The sequence below is a fragment of the Pelosinus sp. UFO1 genome, assembly GCF_000725345.1.
Lineage (GTDB): Bacteria > Bacillota > Negativicutes > DSM-13327 > DSM-13327 > Pelosinus.
Map to the genome: position 1 here is coordinate 4622843 of NZ_CP008852.1, position 21692 is coordinate 4644534.

Below are 21692 nucleotides of genomic sequence, written 5' to 3' on the forward strand. Positions count from 1 at the left end.
AGGAAATCCATTGTTACCGTCTTGCCAATAACAACTGCTTGTGGAGATACAAAACACCTTACTGAATTTCCGTATTGTATCTCCAGGCCAAAGAGAACCCCATCTGATCAGACTTGCCCAATTAGTTTTTTATAAGTATTTACATATTGAATGGCGGATTGCTGCCAACTGTAATCGCTTTGCATTGCATTTTTCACTACTTGATTCCAGACTTTTTTATCTTGGAATGTTTTCAAAGCCCAATTAATCGTGTCAAGCATATCATGAGCATTATAATTCACAAAGGTAAAGCCATTCCCTTCACCGGTTTGCTCATTGTAAGATTGTACCGTATCCTTGAGTCCACCAATCTCCCGCACGATTGGTAATGTACCATAACGCATGGCAATCAATTGCCCAATGCCGCAAGGCTCATACAGGGAAGGCATAAGAAATAGATCTGCGCCAGCATAAATCTGATGAGCCAATTCATCATCGAACATAATATTTGCTGATACCTTTCCAGGATACTGCCAGGCCATATACTTAAAGAAGTTCTCGTATCTGGCCTCTCCAGTTCCTAAGACAACAAGCTGAATATCATAAAATTCTTCTCCTACCGCTGCAGCCTGCTTTACTAAATTAAAAAACATATGCTCTATTAAATCGAAACCTTTAGGGCCTACAAGACGAGAAACCAAAGCGATGATTGGAACATCCTCTCGAACTGGCAACCCCAAACGACGCTGCAGGTTTGTTTTATTTTTCATTTTCTGTTCCAAATGCTCTACATCATATTGACTGCAAATGTATTTATCATTCTTTGGATTATACACATCATAATCAATGCCATTTACAATACCAACTAAGTCTCCTTGGCGTTTCCGTAAAAACCCATCCAACTCTTCGCCGAAAAAGGGGTCTTGAATTTCTTGGGCATAGGTCCGACTTACTGTAGAAATCATATCGGAATAGGCTAAGCCCCCCTTCATAAAGCTAACACCTTCATGAAACTCTACACCTTCGGCGTTGAAATAACGCCAATCCAGGCTTAAAATGTCATGTAATATTTCCTTCGGGAAAACACCTTGGTAACGTAAGTTATGAATGGTAAATAAGGTTTTAATTTGTTTATATGCAGGCACATTTCGATAGTGAGCATCAAATAGAACACTAACCATTCCCGCATGCCAGTCATGGCAATGAATTACATCTGGCATAAAATCAATCTTAGCTAGTGATTCCAATACGGCACGGCAGAAAAAACCAAATCGTTCCGCATCATCATGATATCCATAGCACCCGTGGCGTTTAAAATAATATTCATTATCTACGAAATAGAAAGTAACACCTTGATAAACAAACTCTAATATTCCACAATATTGCTGCCGCCAACCAACCTGCACAAAAAAATGATTTTTAAACTCCATTTGTCGCTTAAAGCCATCAGGAATATCTAGATAATTAGGCATAATAACTCTAGCATCAACACCCTGCTTAATTAACTCTTTGGGTAATGAGCCAATTACATCCCCTAACCCGCCTGTCTTAGCAAAAGGTACCGCCTCTGCGGCTGCGATTAATACTTTTATCATAAGTTAAATCACCCTTCCTTTCTTTATTACAAGAGGATAACTAGCCTCACCCTTTAACTGCTTGTTTGCCGTTATGTATACATCTTTATCACAAATCACATTGTCTAACATAACTCCTGAAGCAATTATGCCTTTCTGCATAACAACACTATTTTTAATATATGCCCCCTTCTGAACTTTTACGCCACGAAATAAGATGCTATTTTCTACTCGCCCTTCAACATAACACCCACTGGCAATTAGAGAATTGCTTACTTCAGAATCCTGCATAAATTTGGCTGGAGGTTCATCTTTGGCCTTTGTATAAATCAAGCCAGACTTGAAAAACAATTCCTTCCAAATATTTGGATTGAGTAGTTCCATACTGTGCTGAAAGTAACTTTGTAAAGACGAAATACGAGCCACATAGCCTTGATGATGATATCCATATACTTTATATTTATTACTATTTTTAATGATACAATGTTTAACAAAGTCATAGTCACCATAGGAGATACATTGATTCACTAACTCGATCAGCAATCTTTTTTCCATAATAAACATTTCCATGCACATATTCTGATATCCACCTGAGTCTTTAAACTCTTTAATGGCAGAAACCTGTCCATCGGCTTTTATCTCCAATATATTCGCTCGCAAACAATCATGAGTGCCGCAATTTGCCTTAGTATACAAAATAGTAATATCCGCCCCTGTACTTTTATGAGCAGCTAGGGCTTCTCGGTAGTCCAAATTTGTCACCATGTTGGCCCCTGCAATGATTACATATTTCTGACGGCTTTGATAAATATAATCTAGATTGCTATAAATATTTTCTACATCTCCTCGATGAACCTGCATAGGGGTTTTGGTATAGGCAGGAGGTAGGATAAATAATCCATCTCGTTTACGAGCCAAATCCCAATCCTTACCTGAGCGCAAATGGTCCATTAAGGACCGGTATTTATGCTGAATAAAAATCCCTACATTAGAGATCTCTGAATTTACCATATTGGATAAAACAAAATCAATTAGACGATAGCGCCCTGCAAAAGGAACAGAAGCCAAGGATCGAGATCGACTTAGTTCTCCTAAATATTCTTCTGCTTCATTAAGATTAATAATTCCCATTAAATCTAACATAACTTGCTATTCCCCCCTTTTGCAAAAATCATCATCTGTTAGGACACAAGATATACTTCCTACCACCTTAGTATGAGGTGGTATCATCATATCTGCATCCAATACTACAATTTCCTGTTCTCCTGCTACTTGGTCTGCGGCTACAATACTTCCTTGTTTTAAAACAGTCTTACGACCGATAATCGCCTTATCAATCACCACATTATCCTCAATATGGACACTCGACATTATAATAGAGTCTTTGATCTTTGCTCCCTCTCCAATATATACATCCCGAAAAATGACCGAATTCTCTACCTCTCCTAAAACCAAACATCCCTCACTGATAATAGAGTTCCTAACCTTGGCCGTTGCCGAGGTGTAATGGGGAGGGCGAGGCGGATTAGCGGAATAAATGCGCCACTTAGGATCGTACATATTCAGCTCCGATTCCTCGCCTAATAAGTCCATATTTGCCTGCCAGTAGCTTTCTACAGTCCCAACATCTTTCCAATATCCTTTAAACGGGTAAGCTGTCAAATTTCGTTTATCGGCTAACATTTTTGGTATAATATCATGACCAAAATCATGAGTAGAACTTATATCTTGTTCATCTTCCGCTAAATATTTTTTTAAAAGGGCCCAACTAAATATATAAATTCCCATCGAAGCCAGATTGCTTTTTGGCTCTGCAGGTTTCTCATCAAATTCAATAATACGGTTGTCACCATCCGTATTCATAATACCGAAGCGACTGGCTTCCTCCCAAGGCACTTCGATTACAGCAATAGTGGCATCGGCTTTTTTGTCTTGGTGAAATTCTAACATTAAGGAATAATCCATCTTGTAAATGTGATCTCCGGATAATATCAACACATATTCTGGATTAAACCCCTCAATAAAGTTACTATTTTGGCAAATCGCATCCGCAGTTCCCTTATACCACTCTCCTCCTTGCTCTTTCACAAAGGGTGGTAAAACATATACTCCGCCATTCATTCTATCTAAGTCCCAAGCACTGCCAATACCAATATAACCATTTAATGCTAACGGTTTATATTGGGTAAGTACCCCTACTGTGTCAATGCCTGAATTGTTACAATTACTCAAAGGAAAATCAATAATACGATATTTCCCACCAAAAGGAACCGCTGGTTTGGCTACTTTTTGCGTCAAAATACCGAGACGACTTCCTTGTCCGCCTGCTAACAACATCGCTACACACTTTTTCTTGTGCATAATAACGCCCCCAGTATTAAATATCATTTATCTGTTCTAGTTCCTTATGTTTTAAATAGATGGTAGCCAAAGGGGGAAGAGTGATCTCTACTGACTGTGACTGGTTTTGCCAACTTACTGATTCTGCAGTTACTATCTTTGCATTTTTTTGCCCAGAACCACCGAACTCTTCCCAATCACTATTAAATACTTCCTGATAATTTCCCATAGCTGGTACCCCAATTCTGTAGGATTCATGTACCTCAGGTGTAAAATTACATATAACAAGCAGGGTTTCCCCCTGAGCCATTGCTTTACGCATAAAGCAAATCACGCTTTGCGTGTAGTCACTGCAGTCTATCCATTGAAATCCTTGCCAGTTTCCATCGACTTCCCACAACGCTTTTTCACGCTGATAAAAATGATTTAATTCACGGCAATAGTTCTGCATCTTTTTATGCATAGGAGATTCGAGGAGATGCCAATCTAAGCTTTCATGATCTTGCCACTCAATAAACTGTCCAAATTCACTACCCATAAATAAGAGCTTTTTCCCAGGATGAGCTATCCAGTAACCATAAAAGGCACGGAGATTAGCAAATTTTTGCCAATAATCGCCAGGCATTTTATTCAACATAGACTTTTTGCCATGAACCACCTCATCATGAGATAAAGGTAAGACAAAATTCTCAGAGAAAGCGTACATTAATGAAAAAGTCAATAAGTGGTGATTCCACTTGCGATGGACGGGGTCAATGGCCATATAACGCAGCATATCATTCATCCACCCCATATTCCATTTGAAGTTAAAACCTAGCCCACCACTATAAGTTGGCCAAGAAACCATCGGCCAGGCCGTAGACTCTTCTGCCATCATGAGAACATGAGAATTTCGTGCAAATACTACTTCATTTAGCTTGCGTAAAAAAGCTGCCCCTTCTAAATTCCCATTGCCTCCATATTGATTCGGAGTCCACTGCCCCTCTTCTCTCCCATAATTTAAGTATAAAATATTAGAAACAGCGTCAACACGAATTCCATCAAGATGATATACATCTAACCAAAACAAAGCATTTGAAATAAGAAAACTAAGCACTTCTTTGCGGCCTAAATCAAAATTAGCAGTACCCCAGCCTACATTCTCACCCCGCTGCACATCAGGATATTCATATAAAGGTGTTCCATCAAAACGCCTAAGTCCATGATCGTCTTTACAAAAATGTCCTGGAACCCAATCCATAATTACACCAATACCACGATTATGACAACAATCAATCAAATACATAAAATCTTCCGGAGTCCCATATCGACTAGTAATCGCAAAATACCCTGTAGCCTGATAACCCCAAGACCCATCAAAAGGATGTTCGGCAACAGGCATAATTTCAATATGGGTATATCCCATAGATACTACATATTCAGGGAGGATCTCTGCTAATTCACGATAGGTTAGCAGCCGATTTCCTTCCCCTCGCCGCCAGGAACCTAAGTGCATCTCATAAATTAGCACGGGTTGCTGATACGCAGGTTTTTTCTTTTCCAGCTGCCATGTTTCATCCTGCCATTGATAACGATTCAAATCATAGACAATTGACGCTGTATCTGGCCTTAACTGAGCATAAAAAGCATAGGGGTCTGCCTTTAGCAATCGCTGCCCATCTAACGTATCAATTTCATATTTATACAGTTCTCCAACTCCAAGATGAGGAACAAATAATTGCCAAATTCCAGACTGTCCTACCCGCTTTAGGACATGCTGATGGCCTTGCCAATTATTAAAATTCCCAACAACTTTTACCCCTTTCGCATTGGGTGCCCAAAGGGTAAAACGTACACCACGAGCCCCGTTTTCCTCAATTCCATGGGCTCCTAAGAGTTGATAACTACGAAAGTGACTGCCTTCATGAAACAAATATAGATCCTCTTCACTGACTGGTGAAACATCAATTCCCATACAATCCCTCCACCTTTCCCCTGGATCTAAGATACAATAATCTCTACAGGTTTTGTATGCCAAATGTCTTCTGCATATTCCGCGATTGTACGATCACTAGAAAAGACTCCTGCTTGCGCAATGTTATGAATACTCATTTGCGTCCATTTCCCTTTATTTTTATACTGTTTATCTAATTCGGATTGGCAGTCTGCATAAGCAGCAAAATCTTGTAGAACAAAAAATTCATCATTTTCTGTCAGTATAGAATTGTAAAGAGGCCTGAACTCCTCTTTTTGATAAGGTAAAAATCCATTCACCAGCTGCTCTAAGACAGTTTTAATCCGTATATCACTATTGTATACATTCCAAGCATTGTAACCGCCATGTATGTAGTAATCGAAGACCTGCTGACTCGTCAGACCGAAAATAAAAATATTATCATCGCCGACAGCATCATGAATCTCCACATTTGCTCCATCTAAGGTACCAATGGTAAGAGCGCCGTTGAGCATAAATTTCATATTTCCTGTACCAGAGGCTTCTTTACTTGCCGTAGAAATTTGCTCACTGACATCTGCAGCAGGAAACAACATTTCCCCAAGTGACACACTATAATTTTCTAAGAAAATTACCTTTAACTTACCTTTTATTGTTTTATCCTTATTAATTAAAGAAGCCAAGACACTGATTAACTTAATCGTCTGTTTTGCAATATAATAGCCAGGTGCTGCCTTACCAGCAAAGATAAAGGTGCGGGGGGTAATAGGCAGATCCGGATTTTCCTTCAAGCGATTATACAAATCCATAATATGAAATATATTCAGCATTTGGCGTTTATAGGAATGAATACGCTTTATGTGAACATCAAAGATAGAACGCACATCTACAGTAACGCCGGTTTTTTCTTTAATATATTTAGCCAGTATTTTTTTCTTATTTAATTTTGCCTTACGCACTCGATCCTGTACCGTCTTATCTGTGGCGAATTTGGAGAATTCCACTAAATTCTGTGGTTCTTTGATCCAACTTGGCCCGATACATTCCGTTATCAAAGCAGCCAATTCAGGATTTGCTTTCAGCAGCCACCGTCTATGGGTAATACCGTTCGTCTTATTGTTAAACTTTTTCGGATAAAATTGGTGAAAGTCCCGCATAATATGCTCTTTTAAAATATCTGTATGTATTTGCGCCACTCCATTTACACTATGACTGCCAACGACAGCAAGTCTTGCCATATGCACAAGGTCATCAGCAATGACTGCCATTCCTCTAATTTTTTCCCACTGTCCTGGATACCGTCCCCATAATTCATGGCAAAATCGTTCATTGATTTCGTGGACAATCATGTACATTCTCGGCAATAAGCTCTTAAACATACCTACTGGCCAAGTTTCTAAGGCTTCTGGCATGATAGTATGATTCGTATAAGAAATGGTTTCTGTCGTAATTTTCCAGGCATCATCCCAAGATAAACCTTCTTCGTCCATTAACAAACGCATTAACTCCGGTACTGCGATAGCGGGATGTGTATCATTAATATGCACAGCGACCTTTTTAGGAAATAGCTTCATAGAGGTGTGTCTCTTCTTATACCGCCTAACAATACTTTGTAACCCTGCGGAAACGAAGAAATATTGTTGTTTTAAACGTAAAAGCCGTCCTTCGTAAAAATTATCTTGAGGATAAAGAATCTTAGAAATCAAGCCAACAGAGGTTTTATAGCCCATAGCCTCCAGATACTCGCCCCGGTTAAAGGAAGCGAAATCGAATCCATCATTAATAGACTCAGCACTCCATAGCCGCAAAGTATTCACCGTATTATTTTTATAACCAGCAATGGGAACATCATAAGGCACAGCTAAGACAGCCTCATAATTTTCATGGGTAAATACCCATTTATCACCTTGCTGGTTACATTGAATTGTTCCACCAAATTTTACTTCTACCGACTTATCTGCTTTACGAAATTCCCAAGCATAGACATCTTGAAGCCAATTGTCGGGTAATTCCACTTGATTATGATCCACTATCTTCTGCTCAAATAAGCCATATTTATAACGAATACCGCAGCCATGGCCTGGCAAGCCAATTGCAGCCATTGATTCTAAAAAGCAAGCAGCTAAGCGCCCCAACCCTCCATTGCCAAGACCAGGATCGGATTCTTCCTTTTCTAAATCATCTAATTGTATACCTAGTTCTGCCAGGGCTTCTCTATAAGAATCCTTAACCCCACTATTTACTAAATGCATGTCTAAGGCCTTACCTAAAAGAAACTCCATAGAGAAGTAATATACCTGCTTATCCCCATTCGCAGTATACTGCCTGTTAGTTTCTATCCAATTTTGACTAGTGCAATCACGAATAACACGACTTAAGGCCATATATTTATTTGTGATAGACGCTTCCTCAAGTCCCTTGCCAAACATAGTTCTCAGTTTGTTTACAAAAACGACTTTAAACTCATCCTTATCCATTAACATGGAAGCTTGTCCCCCCTATTCAAAATTACATTTAGTTACCCAAACATTGGATTTTATTATGATTTATTTGGATTTTTTTGTTATTCTTCTTTTAGTATTATTTTCTCATTTGTTAGTAAAATCCCTTCTTTTTATATTGTAAATTTTTGCATTATTTTGTAAATTATTATTTATTTTTCCGCTATTTTTTTACAATGTTTAATTTATAAAAGAAAAATGTGAGGATATACTGTTTATCAAAGTATATCCTCAAAATCCTTTTATCCTTTTATATGCGACTTTTTCAAATTCCACATTTTGTAAGAGTATTCTTGTATCGTTCTATCGCTGGAGAATATGCCCGAGTGAGCAATATTATGAAGGCACATTGATTGCCACTGTTCCTGATTATGGTACTTAGCATCAAGCAATCGTTGGGCCTCTGCATAAGCAGAAAAATCTTTTAGCACAAAGAACTCATCATTATTACGTAGCAAATAATCATACAGAGGTCTAAATTCTTCTTTTTCATCATGTAGGAAGCCATTTACCAATTGCTCCATTACTTTCTTTACCCGCCCGTCCTGATTATATATATCCCACGCATTATATCCTCCATGGGCATAATAAGCTAATGCTTGCTCTGCTGTAAGGCCAAAAATAATGATATTGTCTGGACCTACGGCTTCCTCTATTTCAATATTAGCACCATCTAACGTTCCAATTGTGACAGCTCCATTCATCATAAATTTCATATTCCCTGTACCAGAAGCTTCCTTACTAGCTGTTGAAATTTGCTCGCTAACATCCGCAGCTGGAAAGATTATCTCACCAATTGATACACCGTAGTTCTCTATAAAGACTACTTTTAATTTATCTTGGATTGTCTTATCATTATTAATGATTACCCCAAGGCTATTAATTAACTTTATCGTTTGCTTTGCAATATAATATCCTGGAGCCGCCTTGCCGGCAAAAATAAATGTCCTTGGCATTATATCAAGATTAGGATTTTCTTTTAACTGGTTATATAAATGCATAATATGCAACACATTTAGTATCTGACGTTTATATGCATGAATACGCTTAATTTGCACATCAAAGATAGATTGAGTATTTATCGTTATATTATATTTTGCTTGAATAATCTGGGCTAATTTCTCCTTATTCTGCAGCTTTATATCCGCCAATTGCTCTTTAAAAGCAACATCTTGATCAAATCTTCTTAGAAGCAGTAGTTCACTTGGATTGGCAATCCAATTCTCGCCAATTGATTGATTTATTAATTCTGCCAAGGTTGCATTGGCCTTTAATAGCCAACGCCGATGGGTGATACCATTTGTTTTATTATTAAACTTACGGGGATCATATTCATAAAACTTATGCATTATATATTTTTGCAAAATTTGAGTATGTAACTTGGCTACGCCATTTACGCTGTAACTGCCCACTACTGCCAAACGGGCCATGTGCACCAACCCATAGGAAATAATCGCCATATCTCCAATATAACCCCATCGCCCCGGATAAAGATCCCATAGTTCTTGACAAAATCTCTTATTTATTTCCTCGATTATCATATAAATACGTGGTAATAAGGATTTAAATAGTTCTACTGGCCATGTTTCCAGTGCCTCAGGCATAACGGTATGGTTGGTATAAGATATTGTTCTCGTTGTAATTCGCCATGCTTCATCCCATTCAAGCCCTTCTACATCGATTAGAATGCGCATTAATTCAGGTACCGCTAGGGCTGGATGAGTGTCATTAATATGAACCCCAATCTTTTCAGGGAAAGAATAAAAACTCCAATACGTCCGTTTAAAACGACGAATGATGCTTTGCAAACCCGCCGAGACAAAAAAGTACTCCTGTTTTAATCGTAATAAGCGCCCCTCTACAAAAGTATCATCCGGATACAGGTATTTGGAAATCCTTTCTACGGAATTCTTGTACTCAAGAGCTTTTATATACTCTTCTCTGTTGCAACTTGTTAGATTGACATCACTTTGTGCTAATTCAGCACTCCACAACCGCAACGTATTTACCGTATTGACATGGTATCCTACCATAGGAACATCATAAGGTACAGCTAATACCACCTCTACATTTTCTTGCACATAATGAATTCTACCATCTGCATCCTCTCTTATAACTACTTGCCCGCCAAATTTAACCTCTACCGATTTATCTGGCTTACGATATTCCCATATATATCCATCATTGAGCCAGTTATCTGGCAGTTCTACTTGGTAGTTCTCGACAATCTTTTGCTCAAACAGACCATAAGTATAACGAATACCACAACCATGCCCCGGAAACCCTAATGCTGCCATCGAATCGAGGAAACAAGCCGCTAGCCGCCCTAATCCTCCATTTCCTAGCCCCGCATCAGGCTCCTCATCTAATAATGTATTTAAATTAATTCCTAGCTCGGCTAACCCTGTCTCGCAAACTTCTCTTAGTCCCATATTTATCAAATTCATTTCCAGCAGCTTGCCTAACAAAAATTCAATCGAAAAATAGTAAAGCTGTTTTTCCCCGCGAAACCGGTATTGCCGATTTGTTTTTATCCAGTTAGGACTTATATAATCACGCAGAAGACTTCCTAATGCCACATATTGATCATGAGTACTTGTTTCATCAATGCTTTCTCCATGTAATGCCTGTAATTTAGCGCAATAAAGCTTTTTAAAACTTTCTTTATTTATCAACAAAAAAAACCTCCTGAAAGACTCGATTCTGAAGGATTATCTTTTGTTTCCACTGTTTCGCCTATTTTATATGATAGTCCCCTTCTCTACTACCAGAGGATAATTCGTCTCTCCCTTGAGCCACTTTCCCTTAGTAATACAAACATTTTTATCACATATCACATTTTCAATAATGGCATTTTCAGCAATTTCACACTTTTGCATAATGATACTATCCTTAATATATGCTCCTTTATGAACCTTAACTCCACGAAACAATATGCTATTTTCTACCCGCCCTTCAATAATACATCCATTGGCTACCATTGTATTGAAAGTCCTGGCATTCTCTTTGTACTTAACAGGAGCCTCGTCTTTCACCTTTGTATACACCAATCCCGATCTAAAAAATAGCTCTTCCCACTTTTCCGGCTTCAATAATTCCATGTTATGCCGATAATAATTTTTTATGGAATCAATTCTAGCTATATAGCCTTTATAAGGAAAGCCAAACATCTTTAATTGATTTACATTTTTTATGAGAACATCCTTTACAAAATCCCATCCACCCCGAGTATGGCAATCTTTAATCATCTCTACTAATAAGCTTTTCTTTATAATGTACATTTCCATGGACACTTTTCGCGAAGTGGTCTTTTGAGATATAACCCCCATATCTACGATACGGCCATCAGGCTGACAATCTAAGATAGCATATTGGGATACATCTTCTTCGAGATCATCTTCTTTGTACAATACCGTAATATCGGCCCCCGTGTCTTGATGAAATTTAAAGACTTTGCGGTAATTCAGATTACAAACTATATGACCGCCAGCAATTAACATATATTCCTGTCTGCTACTCTCAATATAATCTAAATTATTGTAAAAGTTTTCAATATTACCCCGACATCCCCCAGGCGAGCACGGATTCTGATTGGGGGGCAAAATAAACAATCCATCCCTTTTCCTCGCTAAGTCCCAATCCTTACCAGACCTTAGATGATCCATTAATGCCCGATATTTATCATGTACCAAAATTCCTACATTCTGCATCCCTGAATTCACCATGTTAGACAACATAAAATCTACGAGCCGATACCTGCCGCCAAAGGGAAGGGCTGCTAAGGGCCGTCCCTTTGTAAGTTCTTTTAGTAAATCCTGACCTTCGTTTAAATTAATAATACCCATTACATTTTGCATTTTATCCCACCTGTTTCTGTGTACTTATCATACTATTATCTAAAACTTGCGCATTACTTGGAATCACGATATTTTCCTCAATCACGGTAATCTCCAACTGGTCTTTTGCACCAATAACAGCGCCTCTTTCTACCAGGCTCTTACGACCAATAATTCCACGATATACTTGAGCATTCTCACAAATCGTTGCATAAGGCATAATAATTGAATCTTTAATGACGGCTCCTTTACCAATATGTGCCCCTGGGAAAATTACAGAGTGATCAACTTCACCTAAAATCGAGCACCCCTCGCCAACTAAAGAGCGAGTTAAGCTGCCTGTTACCCCTACATAATGAGGCGGTCTCGTCGCATTCACCGAGTAAACACGCCAATTAGGGTTATGTAAATCTAGCTGAGGATCATCTTCTAATAAATCCATATTTGCTTCCCAAAAGCTCTCCACTGTCCCTACGTCCTTCCAATAGCCCTTAAAATAATAAGCGTATAAGCGGTGGCCATCCGAAAGCAGCTTAGGGATGATATCTTTGCCAAAATCATGGCTAGAAAGAGCATTTTTTCTATCTTCCTCCAAGCTTTTTCTTAGTAAGCGCCAATTAAAAATATAGATACCCATGGATGCTAAGTTACTCTTAGCGTCTTTAGGTTTTTCTACAAATTCGGTTATCCTGCCTGTTGTATTCGTATTCATAATGCCAAATCGAGAGGCCTCGTGCCATGGTACTTCTATGACAGAAATAGTAGCTTCTGCTTTTTGTTTCTTATGATGTTCTAGCATAAGAGAATAATCCATATTGTAAATATGGTCACCTGATAACACTAGTACATAATTTGGATTCATCATATCAATAAAATTTAAGTTTTGATAAATAGCATCTGCCGTTCCCTTATACCATTCTGCACTTCCCTCTTGGGCATAAGGAGGTAAAACATAAACGCCCCCATCCCTACGATCTAGATCCCATGAACTGCCGATTCCAATGTAACTATGCAAAGCCAAAGGACGATATTGAGTTAATACTCCTACCGTATCAATTCCCGAGTTATGACAATTGCTTAAAGGAAAATCAATAATACGATACTTACCTCCGAAAGGCACGGCTGGCTTTGCGATCTTCTGCGTTAGACTCCCTAACCGACTACCTTGCCCCCCTGCCAATATCATGGCAACACATTCCTTTTTACGCATAGAATAAATCCTCCATTCATTTTCTAACCACACTACAAAACTTCATGCAGCCCATTGCCTATCCTATGCACTACTGTTTATCCTCATGACTAATTTATTGTGCATTTATAAACTGTAAATTTTTACCTATTTCTTATTTGACGTAATACTATAAATTCCCTTTGGGGAATTTGTAATCCGTAAAACAAAATAACCACAGAATTAGGGAGAATTCTTCAATAAATACCATCACCTTCTCTTTCTTTGCAAGAGTTGAAGTTATTTCTTAGCAAAGCGAAGCCAGTTACTAATAGATAAAAAAAAAAAATCAGATGTAGTTATACTAACTACATCTGATTTTCTATTCATTTTCCACTAAGTTCACAAATACATTCACTAAATGAGGATCAAATTGAGTTCCTGCGCATCCTTTTAACTCCGCTAATGCCTCATGCTCTTTCATCGCTTTACGATAAGGACGATCGTTTGTCATAGCATCATAGGCATCTACAATTGTTAGCATACGGCATTCTATGGGAATATTATCTCCCTGGATACCAAAGGGATACCCCTGACCATCCCACCATTCATGATGCTTAAGTATCCATTCCGCAATCGGCTCTAGATCAGGAGCCGACCGGGCAATACGATAACCGATCTCAGCATGCTGCCGCATAACAATTGTTTCATCTACAGTTAAACGACTAGGTTTAAACAAAATGTGATCTGGAATCCCAACTTTACCAAGATCATGAAATTGTGCAAATAAACGAAGATCTGCTAACTTTTGTTCCGGCAAACCAATAGCTGCCGCGAGAGCGACAATCAAGTTTTTCAGACGGTCACCATGTCCTTCCGTAATAAAATCTCGAGCTTCTAGAGCACTCATCAGCGCTTGAACAATCGCGCTCTTTGTACTTTTATGCCTGTGTAATTTCTCTCTATACATGTAGTTATCTGCTTCCTTAAACAGAGCATCTACATCCGTAGGCATTTCTTTGCTTACAGCAAACCCCATAGATAAACTAATTGGTACTTTAGGACTTGTTTCATTATATTCTTCTATTATTGTTCTCATTCTTGAACACGCGGTTTTAAGAGCAAGTATGGAATTAGTCGTAAGAAGTATTGCAAATTCATCCCCACCAATACGCGCTATCAAATCATCAGGACGAAACGACTTCTTTAGAACTTGAGCAACTGCTTTTAAAACTTCGTCACCCATACTATGCCCCAAGGTATCGTTAATCAACTTCAAGCCGTCTAGATCACAAATAATCAATCCGATAGGAATCTCTCGAGCATTCCCTCTGCGTTTCATTTCTTCTTCAAAATAGGCACGATTATATAAACCTGTCATTGCGTCATGTAAACTAATATAAGCAAGTTTCTCTTCAATCTGTTTGCGATCGGTTACATCCCGGATAATGACCAGTACCTCTTCTTTACCGCTTGGTAAAATCCTTGCTTCATAATGATATTGCCCTTGGTCCACCATTACCTCAAATTCATACAGTTGAAAGGTTTCTTTTATAATCGCTTGCTCAATTGCAAGCATTATCTCCTCGGAAACCCCCTCACGAAATACTTCAATAACGCTTTTGTAAACTTTATCTGATAACAAGTAATAGGGTAATTGTCCTTTTATTTTACTTTCAATTAAAGTCCCATTGCGTTTAATTAAAAACATGTCATCCGGCATTGCATCAATCAATGCTTGATTATTCGCTTGCATCTTATAAAGTTCCAGCTCTCTTTTTTTTCTTTCTCTAATATCACGAACTACGGCCAATATGCGGTCATCATCGCCAATTTTAGCATATTTTAAATTTATTTCAACCCAAATATGTTCTCCTGCTTTGTTTTTGATTATCCATTCGAAAAGCTGTGGTTTACCCTGGGCTGCCCGACTAAGCCACTCCCTTGCTTCTTTTCTGCCGTAGGGAGATTCCTGATTCCCCAATCCATCTAAACCTTGTAAAATTATCTCATCATGTGTTAATCCATATAGTTCTTGCGCTTTTTTGTTACTATCTATAATCTCATATGTCTTAGCATCATGTACAAATATCCCATCATTGGCAGTATCAAATATTGCGTGATAATTAGCTTGGGAGATCTCTAGAGCCTTCTCTGCATATCTTCTTTCTTTTAATTCGTTTTTATATGTTGTCAAAAGGTTTGTACTATCCAATGCAATGGAGGTTAATTCTGCGAAACGATTGAGTAAGTCAACCTCGCTGGCTGTAAATTTTCTTTCAGGTTCTGCATAAGACAAGCCTAATGTACCAAATACTCTACCCTCCGATTTAAAAGGTACTTGTATCGTGCAATGCATTTGATCAAAATAGGAATCCTTCAAGCGTTTATTCCAAGTGCTATAGTCATCTACGATCATCGACTCTCCTGTTCTATACACTTCACCTACAAGACCATCGATAAGTCGATCTGTCCTTCCCGCATCTTGGTTATATTCCCCAATGCCGACAAGTCTTTTGTAAACCCCTTTTGGGGCATCAATTAAGCAAATATATCCGTGAGGCGTCCCAACTAGCCTGGCTGCACTTTCTACAATATCTTTGATTAATTCGCTGGAATCAAGCCGGTTCATAAGACCCATTGCAGTTTCATTTAAAGAACCCAATACTAAATTTTGTTTTTGAATCTCTTGCTCCCGACTTAATAACTCATCTAGCTGCTGACGCAGCTCCTCTTCAGAAGCTAACCTTTCTTCGCCTAAATTCTCAAGAGCAATATTTTGTTCCATTAATATTTTATGAGATTGTTTTACCATGCCATACAAGAGCCATCCTGTACATAAAACAAAAAACCAACCTTTAGAAATAGAAAGCAGCGTTATTATTCCAGGATCGGAAAATACTCTTTCTATTATTTTATCCGAAAATAAAATCCACATGATTCCAATGCAGATGTAAGTAACTGTAATACGCAACGCATTCCATCCAATAAAATTCATAACAATCACCACCCATTCATTGTTATTTTTCTACTTACTAATTCCAATATTTTTATCCATAAGGTGGATTGATTCCCATACCTTTCCTTATCCTTCGACATTTTTTTTATTTTTCCTATTTAAGATACCATTTTTTCTAATAAATACTAAATAATTCTTATTACAAGTTCTCAGTAAGACAAAAAAGCCATTCCCGTAGGAATGGCCTTTTTAATTACTATATAATGCAATCTTTTTATCAGCTTTTAAACGCGTCATAAATCTTTTGATATTCTGGCGTTGGAGAAATTGGTGTATAAATATACAGATGAACTCCATTCGGATCGTTAACTACAAAACTTCTCTCTCCCCAATGCTTGTTCTGTAGCTCTTGATAAATATTAACTCCCTCTTCCTTTAAACGATGGTATTCGGCATCTACATCATCTACCTGAAAAGAAAGAATTAGACCCTTACCATTAAAAAATTCGCCCTCTTCTCTTTGAGGCAATGTAAAACTTATGCCATTTGTCGGCAAATCCTTTGCAATTAACTCTATGTACCAATCACTTTCATAGACAAGTTGAAAGCCAAAATGACGGATATAAAATTCTTTGGATTCTTGCAACTTATTTGTATTAATCGTTGAATCAACACGTTTTATTTTCATGCAAAATCTCTCCTCTCACTACATCGTGAATCTTTATTTTAGAAAATTGAAATTCAATATAGATATGTTGTAAAAGTAAGTTAGTACCACATATTAATTATATTATTTATTCCACGTTTTATACTAAACTCCTCCAAAAAAAACAGCATCAAACATAACACAATCCTTTTTCTTCCTTATCAGCCTAACTCTCATTAAAAGTAACGGTACTTCACACCCCATTACTTTTGATGAGCTGGATAAAAGCCTCAACTACTTCTGACTTAAACTGCGTTCCTGCTCCTCGCTGTAATTCTTTTAGTGCCTCTTCAACACTCATTGCCTCTCGGTAAGGACGCTGATTTGTCATTGCATCATAGGCATCTACAATTGCAAAAATGTAGTTCTATATCTATTCTCACGCCTTACCTTTTTCATTTAGCAACTAGCAGCCAAGAAAATACCGCTGTTTTATGTATCTCAGCGGTATTTTGGGATTAACATCTTCGGTTGCAGTTTTAAATTTCTATCCTAGGCTTAAGTAGTCGGTAATTCCTCTCGCAATTGCCGCCGCTAATTGATCTCGCTTGGCCTCATCAGCAAGTAATATTTCTTCATCCTTATTTGAAATAAAGGCCGTTTCGACAAGAACCGCAGTACAATTTGCAATACGCAAAACAAAAAAATTCCCGGTTTTCACACCACGATCAGCCGTCCCTATACTGCTAACTATTTGTTGTTGAATACAGGCAGCAAGTTTTTCGCTATCACTTCCAAGTTCATAGCAATAGGTTTCTGTACCTTTTGCATTTGTATCAACAGCTGCGTTGCAGTGTATAGAAATAAACAAATCAGCTCCAAATCGATTCGATGCATCTGTAATTTGAGACAGTGTATTTTCTTGTACCTCTAAAACATCACAATCCACAGCACGAAGATAATTCGCAACCCGTGACATTAAATCACAATTGACATCTGACTCTTGCAAACCCGTAGGTCCAACTGCACCACTATCCCGTCCAGGATAATGCCCTCCATTAATAGTTATTTTCATTTTCCACGCCCCCTTTATAAAATCATTTATAGTTGATTACATTATTTTCCAACTTATAATTCAACCAACAAAAAAATTATTTTAATAATAAGTTGTAACACTGTACCTTATTTATAGATATTTCATATTATGCTACCAAATCATGAACTGCCCAAGCAAAACAAAATACCCCGCATTCTGCGGGGCTCACATTACTAATAATTTGCTATATATACTTAATCTTTACAAGTTATTGTCTACAAATTGTATAGGTCTTTTGCCAACTTATGGTTACTAATGCTTGTATTCAAAAAACCTAATGCATTCCAGAAATCACATCTAAACTTATCCATTATTATATTAATAGTTAAACCTTCCACATTAAATTCATCTAATATTATCCTATCAGTTAGATAGGCATCAAGTACCCCTTGTAAGCTTGAATCGATGATACTTAAATCATAAAATATCATGTCTATCTCACCTTCATCTGAATAGCCTTCTTCCAATAGTATATTATTTATAGTCGTTTTATCAAAAGTAATCATATTCCCTCCTATTTTCTTCTCTTTTCCCTTTCGTCATATTTTTAGGATATACTACCGTAGGAAATATTTCCTCCCCTAAAAGGTGTAGACTTTAATATTTTTTCATGAAAAATCCTTATTTTTTTATCATATCGAATACTCTGGAAAATCAAATTACGGCTAAACAAAAACGTCTCTCAGAAAAGTAAGGCGCCTTATAATTGCTAATACTTATTTATCTAAAGTTAAATTGGAATTGCTTTAGCTCGGCGCAAGAATAGGTACTGATCTATACGCTCAATATAAAAGGCTCCTGAGATAATTCTCAAGAGCCTTGATTTCATTGGAAGCGATATGTAGATTCGACCTACAGATCGGCTCATTCAAAAGAAGGTTTTATAATTGTCACATGTACAGAATCCTTTATTCCTTGGGTTTAAAACCTATAGTTCTTTCAAATAACCAGCCGTGTAGTTTATTTTGACATCTTTTTGAGGTTTACGATTATTATTATATTATATTTTGTGGATAACCCTGTTAATAAGATGTGAATTATTGTGGATAACTTTATTTCATTTCTATTAGCAGTGCAAGAATATAATGATTTGATGTAATAATGAGAAGTGACTATATAAAAAGGAAGCTAGCCAGTATTAAATCTAAATTACCTTACAGGTAGCAACAAAAAAGCAGACAAGTAATCTTGTCTGCTTTTCTTTATAACCAATTGCACCACTGAGCCCGCTCATTTTCACTCCACAGGCGCAACCATCAGATTTCACTGGAGCCGATATGCAGATTCGAACTGCAGACCTACTCATTACGAATGAGTTGCTCTACCAACTGAGCTATACCGGCAATCTACCTTTACTATTTTATGCTTCTACTACCGCAAAGTCAAGATCTCTGCCTGTACTTAATATTACAAAATTTAATGTACCTTAACTTATTTATATAGTTGACTTACCAGGACTCCAAAGCCAACTACCCAACAGTACCAGGCAAATGGACGCATTGCATTAATTTCGTTAGTACCGAACCATCTCATTAAAGCCCATACGCTTAAAAAAGCTGCTATACCAGATGCAATACCTCCAATTAAGGAGATTTGAAATAAACCAGTAATGTCAGTATGAATAAGTTTGGGAACTTCAATAATGCTAGCCCCAATTATTATCGGGGTGGCAAGCAGCATGGAAAACCGAGCAGAGTCCTTATGTTTTAAGCCCATCCAAAATCCCGCCGTCATTGTAGCACCAGAACGAGAAAAGCCTGGAACAAGTGCTAACGATTGAAATAAGCCGATTATAGCCGCTTGTTTATAACTAAGATCGTCAATACTCTTCTGCCCCTGTCCTCCTCCTCGTAATTTTTCGCCCCAATATAATATGCCGCCATTAATAATCAAGAAAAACGCCGCACTGCTTACATTACTAAACATATGGCGAAGTGGGCTTTCTAGGAAAAGTCCAATTAAAGCAGCTGGAATAGTACCAACTAATATAAGAAACATCAACTTTCTTGACTTATCATCTTTGTTGAATATAGATGCCATAATTTTTGTCCATTCTGTTCCGAAATACAATAAGAGAGTTATAGCAGTTCCTAAATGTAACATAACTAAAAACGGAAGAAAATGTTCCTTCAAAAAGGCGGGATCTAAATTCCAATTAAAGAAATATGGCGTTAAAACACCATGCGCTACACTACTGATGGGGAAAAGTTCTGTAATTCCCTGAACGATTGCAAAAATAAGAGTTTGAAGTACGGTCAATGTAAGAACCCCTTTGTTGTGTTATTTTTAAAAGAAAGAGACAAGCTCTAACTCCAGATAAGTCATACCTTGAATTACCCCGCCTATAATCCGAAAGGTTACTGCACAAAGTGGCTTATTTACCCTTTGCATCAGTCATACTATTCTTATGAACTACTCCAGTACTGTCTCCTTGAACGTCTGCGCTTGGACTATTCATATTTTTAGTCATCTTGGGATCAGAAATCTTTTTTCCATTTGCAGAAGTAGTCTCAGTTTCATTAGAGATGGGAATTGCAGTTATCTTAACAGTATTTACAATATTTTTATTACCATCTGTAGTTTGTTTATCTAAATTCGAGGGTTTTTGAGTAACTGGTGAAGACTCAGCTACCCTTATTTCCTGCGGCACTGAATTTGTATATTCTTTGGCTAATCGATCCGTTACTTGTGCATATCGCTCGTCTACTGTAATACCTTGTATTTGAGCAACCTTAGACCTAAGCACCTTTATATCAGGCAACCAGTAACTAACATCTTGTATCCAACATGGAGTACCTAATAACAATTCCGTATGTAGGCCTGATTTTGCTGCCTCGTTTATAACAGGGATTAGCTTAGCCATATCTTTTGTTGACATATCGGTTCTGACTGCTGCAACGAACTCTTTAATAACATCAGGTAGTTTTATAATAAGCTGGGGTTTGCTGATTTCCTGTAATAATGCTTTCATAAACTTTTGTTGTCTGCTTACACGACCTATATCGCCTTCTTCATCTCTATAACGTACATATTCGATAGCAGTTTTTCCATTTAGTTTTTGAACACCAGGGTGAAGATCAATGTACAATCCTCCATCATCATCATATGGATCAGAGTAATACATTCTTTTATCTATATCAATAGTAATTCCACCAACTGCATCAATCATGCGCACAAACCCCTGAATATTTATGACTACAGTATAATCTAATGGTATACCCATCAGATTTTCAACAGTAGATTTAGAAAGTTTAGAGCCACCAAAGGCATAGGCATGATTAATTTTATCCCACCCATGCCCATCAATTTTCACGCGAGAATCGCGCGGAATAGAGAACATGGTGATTGTTTTTGCCCTTGTATCTATCGTAACGACAAAATTGGTATCAGATCGCCCCACATCATCTTCACGTGTATCAACGCCAAGAACCAATATATTAATTTTTTCTTTCATGAAAAATGTATTCGCCAACGTGCTGGTTGCAGAAGATCGCCCTAATAGTACATAATAAACACCTGCGACTAAAAATATAATAATTGTTAATAACATTGCAGCTCGCCCTTTTCTGAGATGACGAGTTTGTTTTTGTCCCATTCTTACACCTCTCTGTCCTCCGGAACCAAAATGCCATCTATTCCATACCATATAGCAATGTTCTA

At 37.7% G+C, this 21692-nt stretch carries 15 protein-coding genes and 1 tRNA gene; all 16 read right to left on the reverse strand.

What is annotated here, in order from left to right; all coding sequences use genetic code 11:
* Positions 1-107 precede the first annotated feature (107 nt).
* The 16 genes from glgA to UFO1_RS21820 all read right to left on the reverse strand — a co-directional run bounded on the left by glgA (position 108) and on the right by UFO1_RS21820 (position 21627).
* The gene (gene glgA / locus UFO1_RS21750) at positions 108-1574 is read right to left on the reverse strand and encodes a glycogen synthase GlgA (protein ID WP_038674177.1); all 1467 of its coding nucleotides are present in this window, start codon (positions 1572-1574) and stop codon (positions 108-110) included.
* A 3-nt stretch (positions 1575-1577) separates the two neighbouring features.
* Positions 1578-2696: a glucose-1-phosphate adenylyltransferase subunit GlgD gene (gene glgD / locus UFO1_RS21755; RefSeq protein WP_038674178.1), complete on the reverse strand. Its 1119-nt coding sequence runs from the start codon at positions 2694-2696 to the stop codon at positions 1578-1580.
* A gap of 6 nt (positions 2697-2702) precedes the next feature.
* Positions 2703-3914 carry a glucose-1-phosphate adenylyltransferase gene (locus UFO1_RS21760; RefSeq protein ID WP_038674180.1) on the reverse strand — a complete coding sequence of 404 codons (1212 nt, stop codon included), beginning with the start codon at positions 3912-3914 and terminating at the stop codon, positions 2703-2705.
* Between the two features lie 16 nt (positions 3915-3930).
* Positions 3931-5847, reverse strand: a complete 1917-nt coding sequence (glgB, locus tag UFO1_RS21765) for a 1,4-alpha-glucan branching protein GlgB (protein WP_038674182.1) — start codon at positions 5845-5847, stop codon at positions 3931-3933.
* Between the two features lie 26 nt (positions 5848-5873).
* Entirely contained in the window at positions 5874-8309 is a 2436-nt protein-coding gene (locus UFO1_RS21770) for a glycogen/starch/alpha-glucan phosphorylase (protein WP_038674183.1), read from the reverse strand.
* Between the two features lie 260 nt (positions 8310-8569).
* Positions 8570-10999 carry a glycogen/starch/alpha-glucan phosphorylase gene (locus tag UFO1_RS21775; protein ID WP_038675547.1) on the reverse strand — a complete coding sequence of 810 codons (2430 nt, stop codon included), beginning with the start codon at positions 10997-10999 and terminating at the stop codon, positions 8570-8572.
* A gap of 69 nt (positions 11000-11068) precedes the next feature.
* Complete coding sequence (gene glgD, locus UFO1_RS21780; RefSeq protein ID WP_038674186.1) at positions 11069-12184, reverse strand: glucose-1-phosphate adenylyltransferase subunit GlgD; 1116 nt, start codon at positions 12182-12184, stop codon at positions 11069-11071.
* A gap of 1 nt (position 12185) precedes the next feature.
* Positions 12186-13373, reverse strand: coding sequence for a glucose-1-phosphate adenylyltransferase (locus UFO1_RS21785; protein ID WP_038674187.1), 1188 nt, complete (start codon positions 13371-13373; stop codon positions 12186-12188).
* Between the two features lie 340 nt (positions 13374-13713).
* The gene (locus UFO1_RS21790; RefSeq protein ID WP_038674189.1) at positions 13714-16329 is read right to left on the reverse strand and encodes a diguanylate cyclase domain-containing protein; all 2616 of its coding nucleotides are present in this window, start codon (positions 16327-16329) and stop codon (positions 13714-13716) included.
* 238 nt (positions 16330-16567) lie between these two features.
* Positions 16568-16978 (reverse strand): VOC family protein, encoded by a 411-nt coding sequence (locus tag UFO1_RS21795; protein WP_038674191.1) that lies wholly within the window; start codon positions 16976-16978, stop codon positions 16568-16570.
* A gap of 211 nt (positions 16979-17189) precedes the next feature.
* On the reverse strand, positions 17190-17357 hold the full coding sequence (locus UFO1_RS25330; RefSeq protein WP_371256735.1) for an HD-GYP domain-containing protein: 168 nt from the start codon (positions 17355-17357) through the stop codon (positions 17190-17192).
* A gap of 126 nt (positions 17358-17483) precedes the next feature.
* Entirely contained in the window at positions 17484-18011 is a 528-nt protein-coding gene (locus tag UFO1_RS21800; protein ID WP_038674193.1) for an N-acetylmuramoyl-L-alanine amidase, read from the reverse strand.
* Positions 18012-18247: 236 nt separating this feature from the next.
* On the reverse strand, positions 18248-18538 hold the full coding sequence (locus UFO1_RS21805; protein ID WP_038674194.1) for a hypothetical protein: 291 nt from the start codon (positions 18536-18538) through the stop codon (positions 18248-18250).
* 761 nt (positions 18539-19299) lie between these two features.
* A tRNA-Thr gene (locus UFO1_RS21810) sits at positions 19300-19375 on the reverse strand.
* A gap of 88 nt (positions 19376-19463) precedes the next feature.
* Positions 19464-20291, reverse strand: coding sequence for an undecaprenyl-diphosphate phosphatase (locus tag UFO1_RS21815; RefSeq protein WP_038674196.1), 828 nt, complete (start codon positions 20289-20291; stop codon positions 19464-19466).
* A 115-nt stretch (positions 20292-20406) separates the two neighbouring features.
* Complete coding sequence (locus UFO1_RS21820) at positions 20407-21627, reverse strand: LCP family protein (RefSeq protein ID WP_051789048.1); 1221 nt, start codon at positions 21625-21627, stop codon at positions 20407-20409.
* Positions 21628-21692: the final 65 nt, after the last annotated feature.

Coding starts and splice junctions, on each gene's coding strand:
- glgA (WP_038674177.1), bottom strand. CDS start 1,574: ATGATAAAAGTATTAATCGCAGCCGCAGAGGCGGTACCTTTTGCTAAG.
- glgD (WP_038674178.1), bottom strand. CDS start 2,696: ATGTTAGATTTAATGGGAATTATTAATCTTAATGAAGCAGAAGAATAT.
- UFO1_RS21760 (WP_038674180.1), bottom strand. CDS start 3,914: ATGCACAAGAAAAAGTGTGTAGCGATGTTGTTAGCAGGCGGACAAGGA.
- glgB (WP_038674182.1), bottom strand. CDS start 5,847: ATGGGAATTGATGTTTCACCAGTCAGTGAAGAGGATCTATATTTGTTT.
- UFO1_RS21770 (WP_038674183.1), bottom strand. CDS start 8,309: ATGTTAATGGATAAGGATGAGTTTAAAGTCGTTTTTGTAAACAAACTG.
- glgD (WP_038674186.1), bottom strand. CDS start 12,184: ATGCAAAATGTAATGGGTATTATTAATTTAAACGAAGGTCAGGATTTA.
- UFO1_RS21785 (WP_038674187.1), bottom strand. CDS start 13,373: ATGCGTAAAAAGGAATGTGTTGCCATGATATTGGCAGGGGGGCAAGGT.
- UFO1_RS21790 (WP_038674189.1), bottom strand. CDS start 16,329: ATGAATTTTATTGGATGGAATGCGTTGCGTATTACAGTTACTTACATC.
- UFO1_RS21795 (WP_038674191.1), bottom strand. CDS start 16,978: ATGAAAATAAAACGTGTTGATTCAACGATTAATACAAATAAGTTGCAA.
- UFO1_RS21800 (WP_038674193.1), bottom strand. CDS start 18,011: ATGAAAATAACTATTAATGGAGGGCATTATCCTGGACGGGATAGTGGT.
- UFO1_RS21805 (WP_038674194.1), bottom strand. CDS start 18,538: ATGATTACTTTTGATAAAACGACTATAAATAATATACTATTGGAAGAA.
- UFO1_RS21820 (WP_051789048.1), bottom strand. CDS start 21,627: ATGGGACAAAAACAAACTCGTCATCTCAGAAAAGGGCGAGCTGCAATG.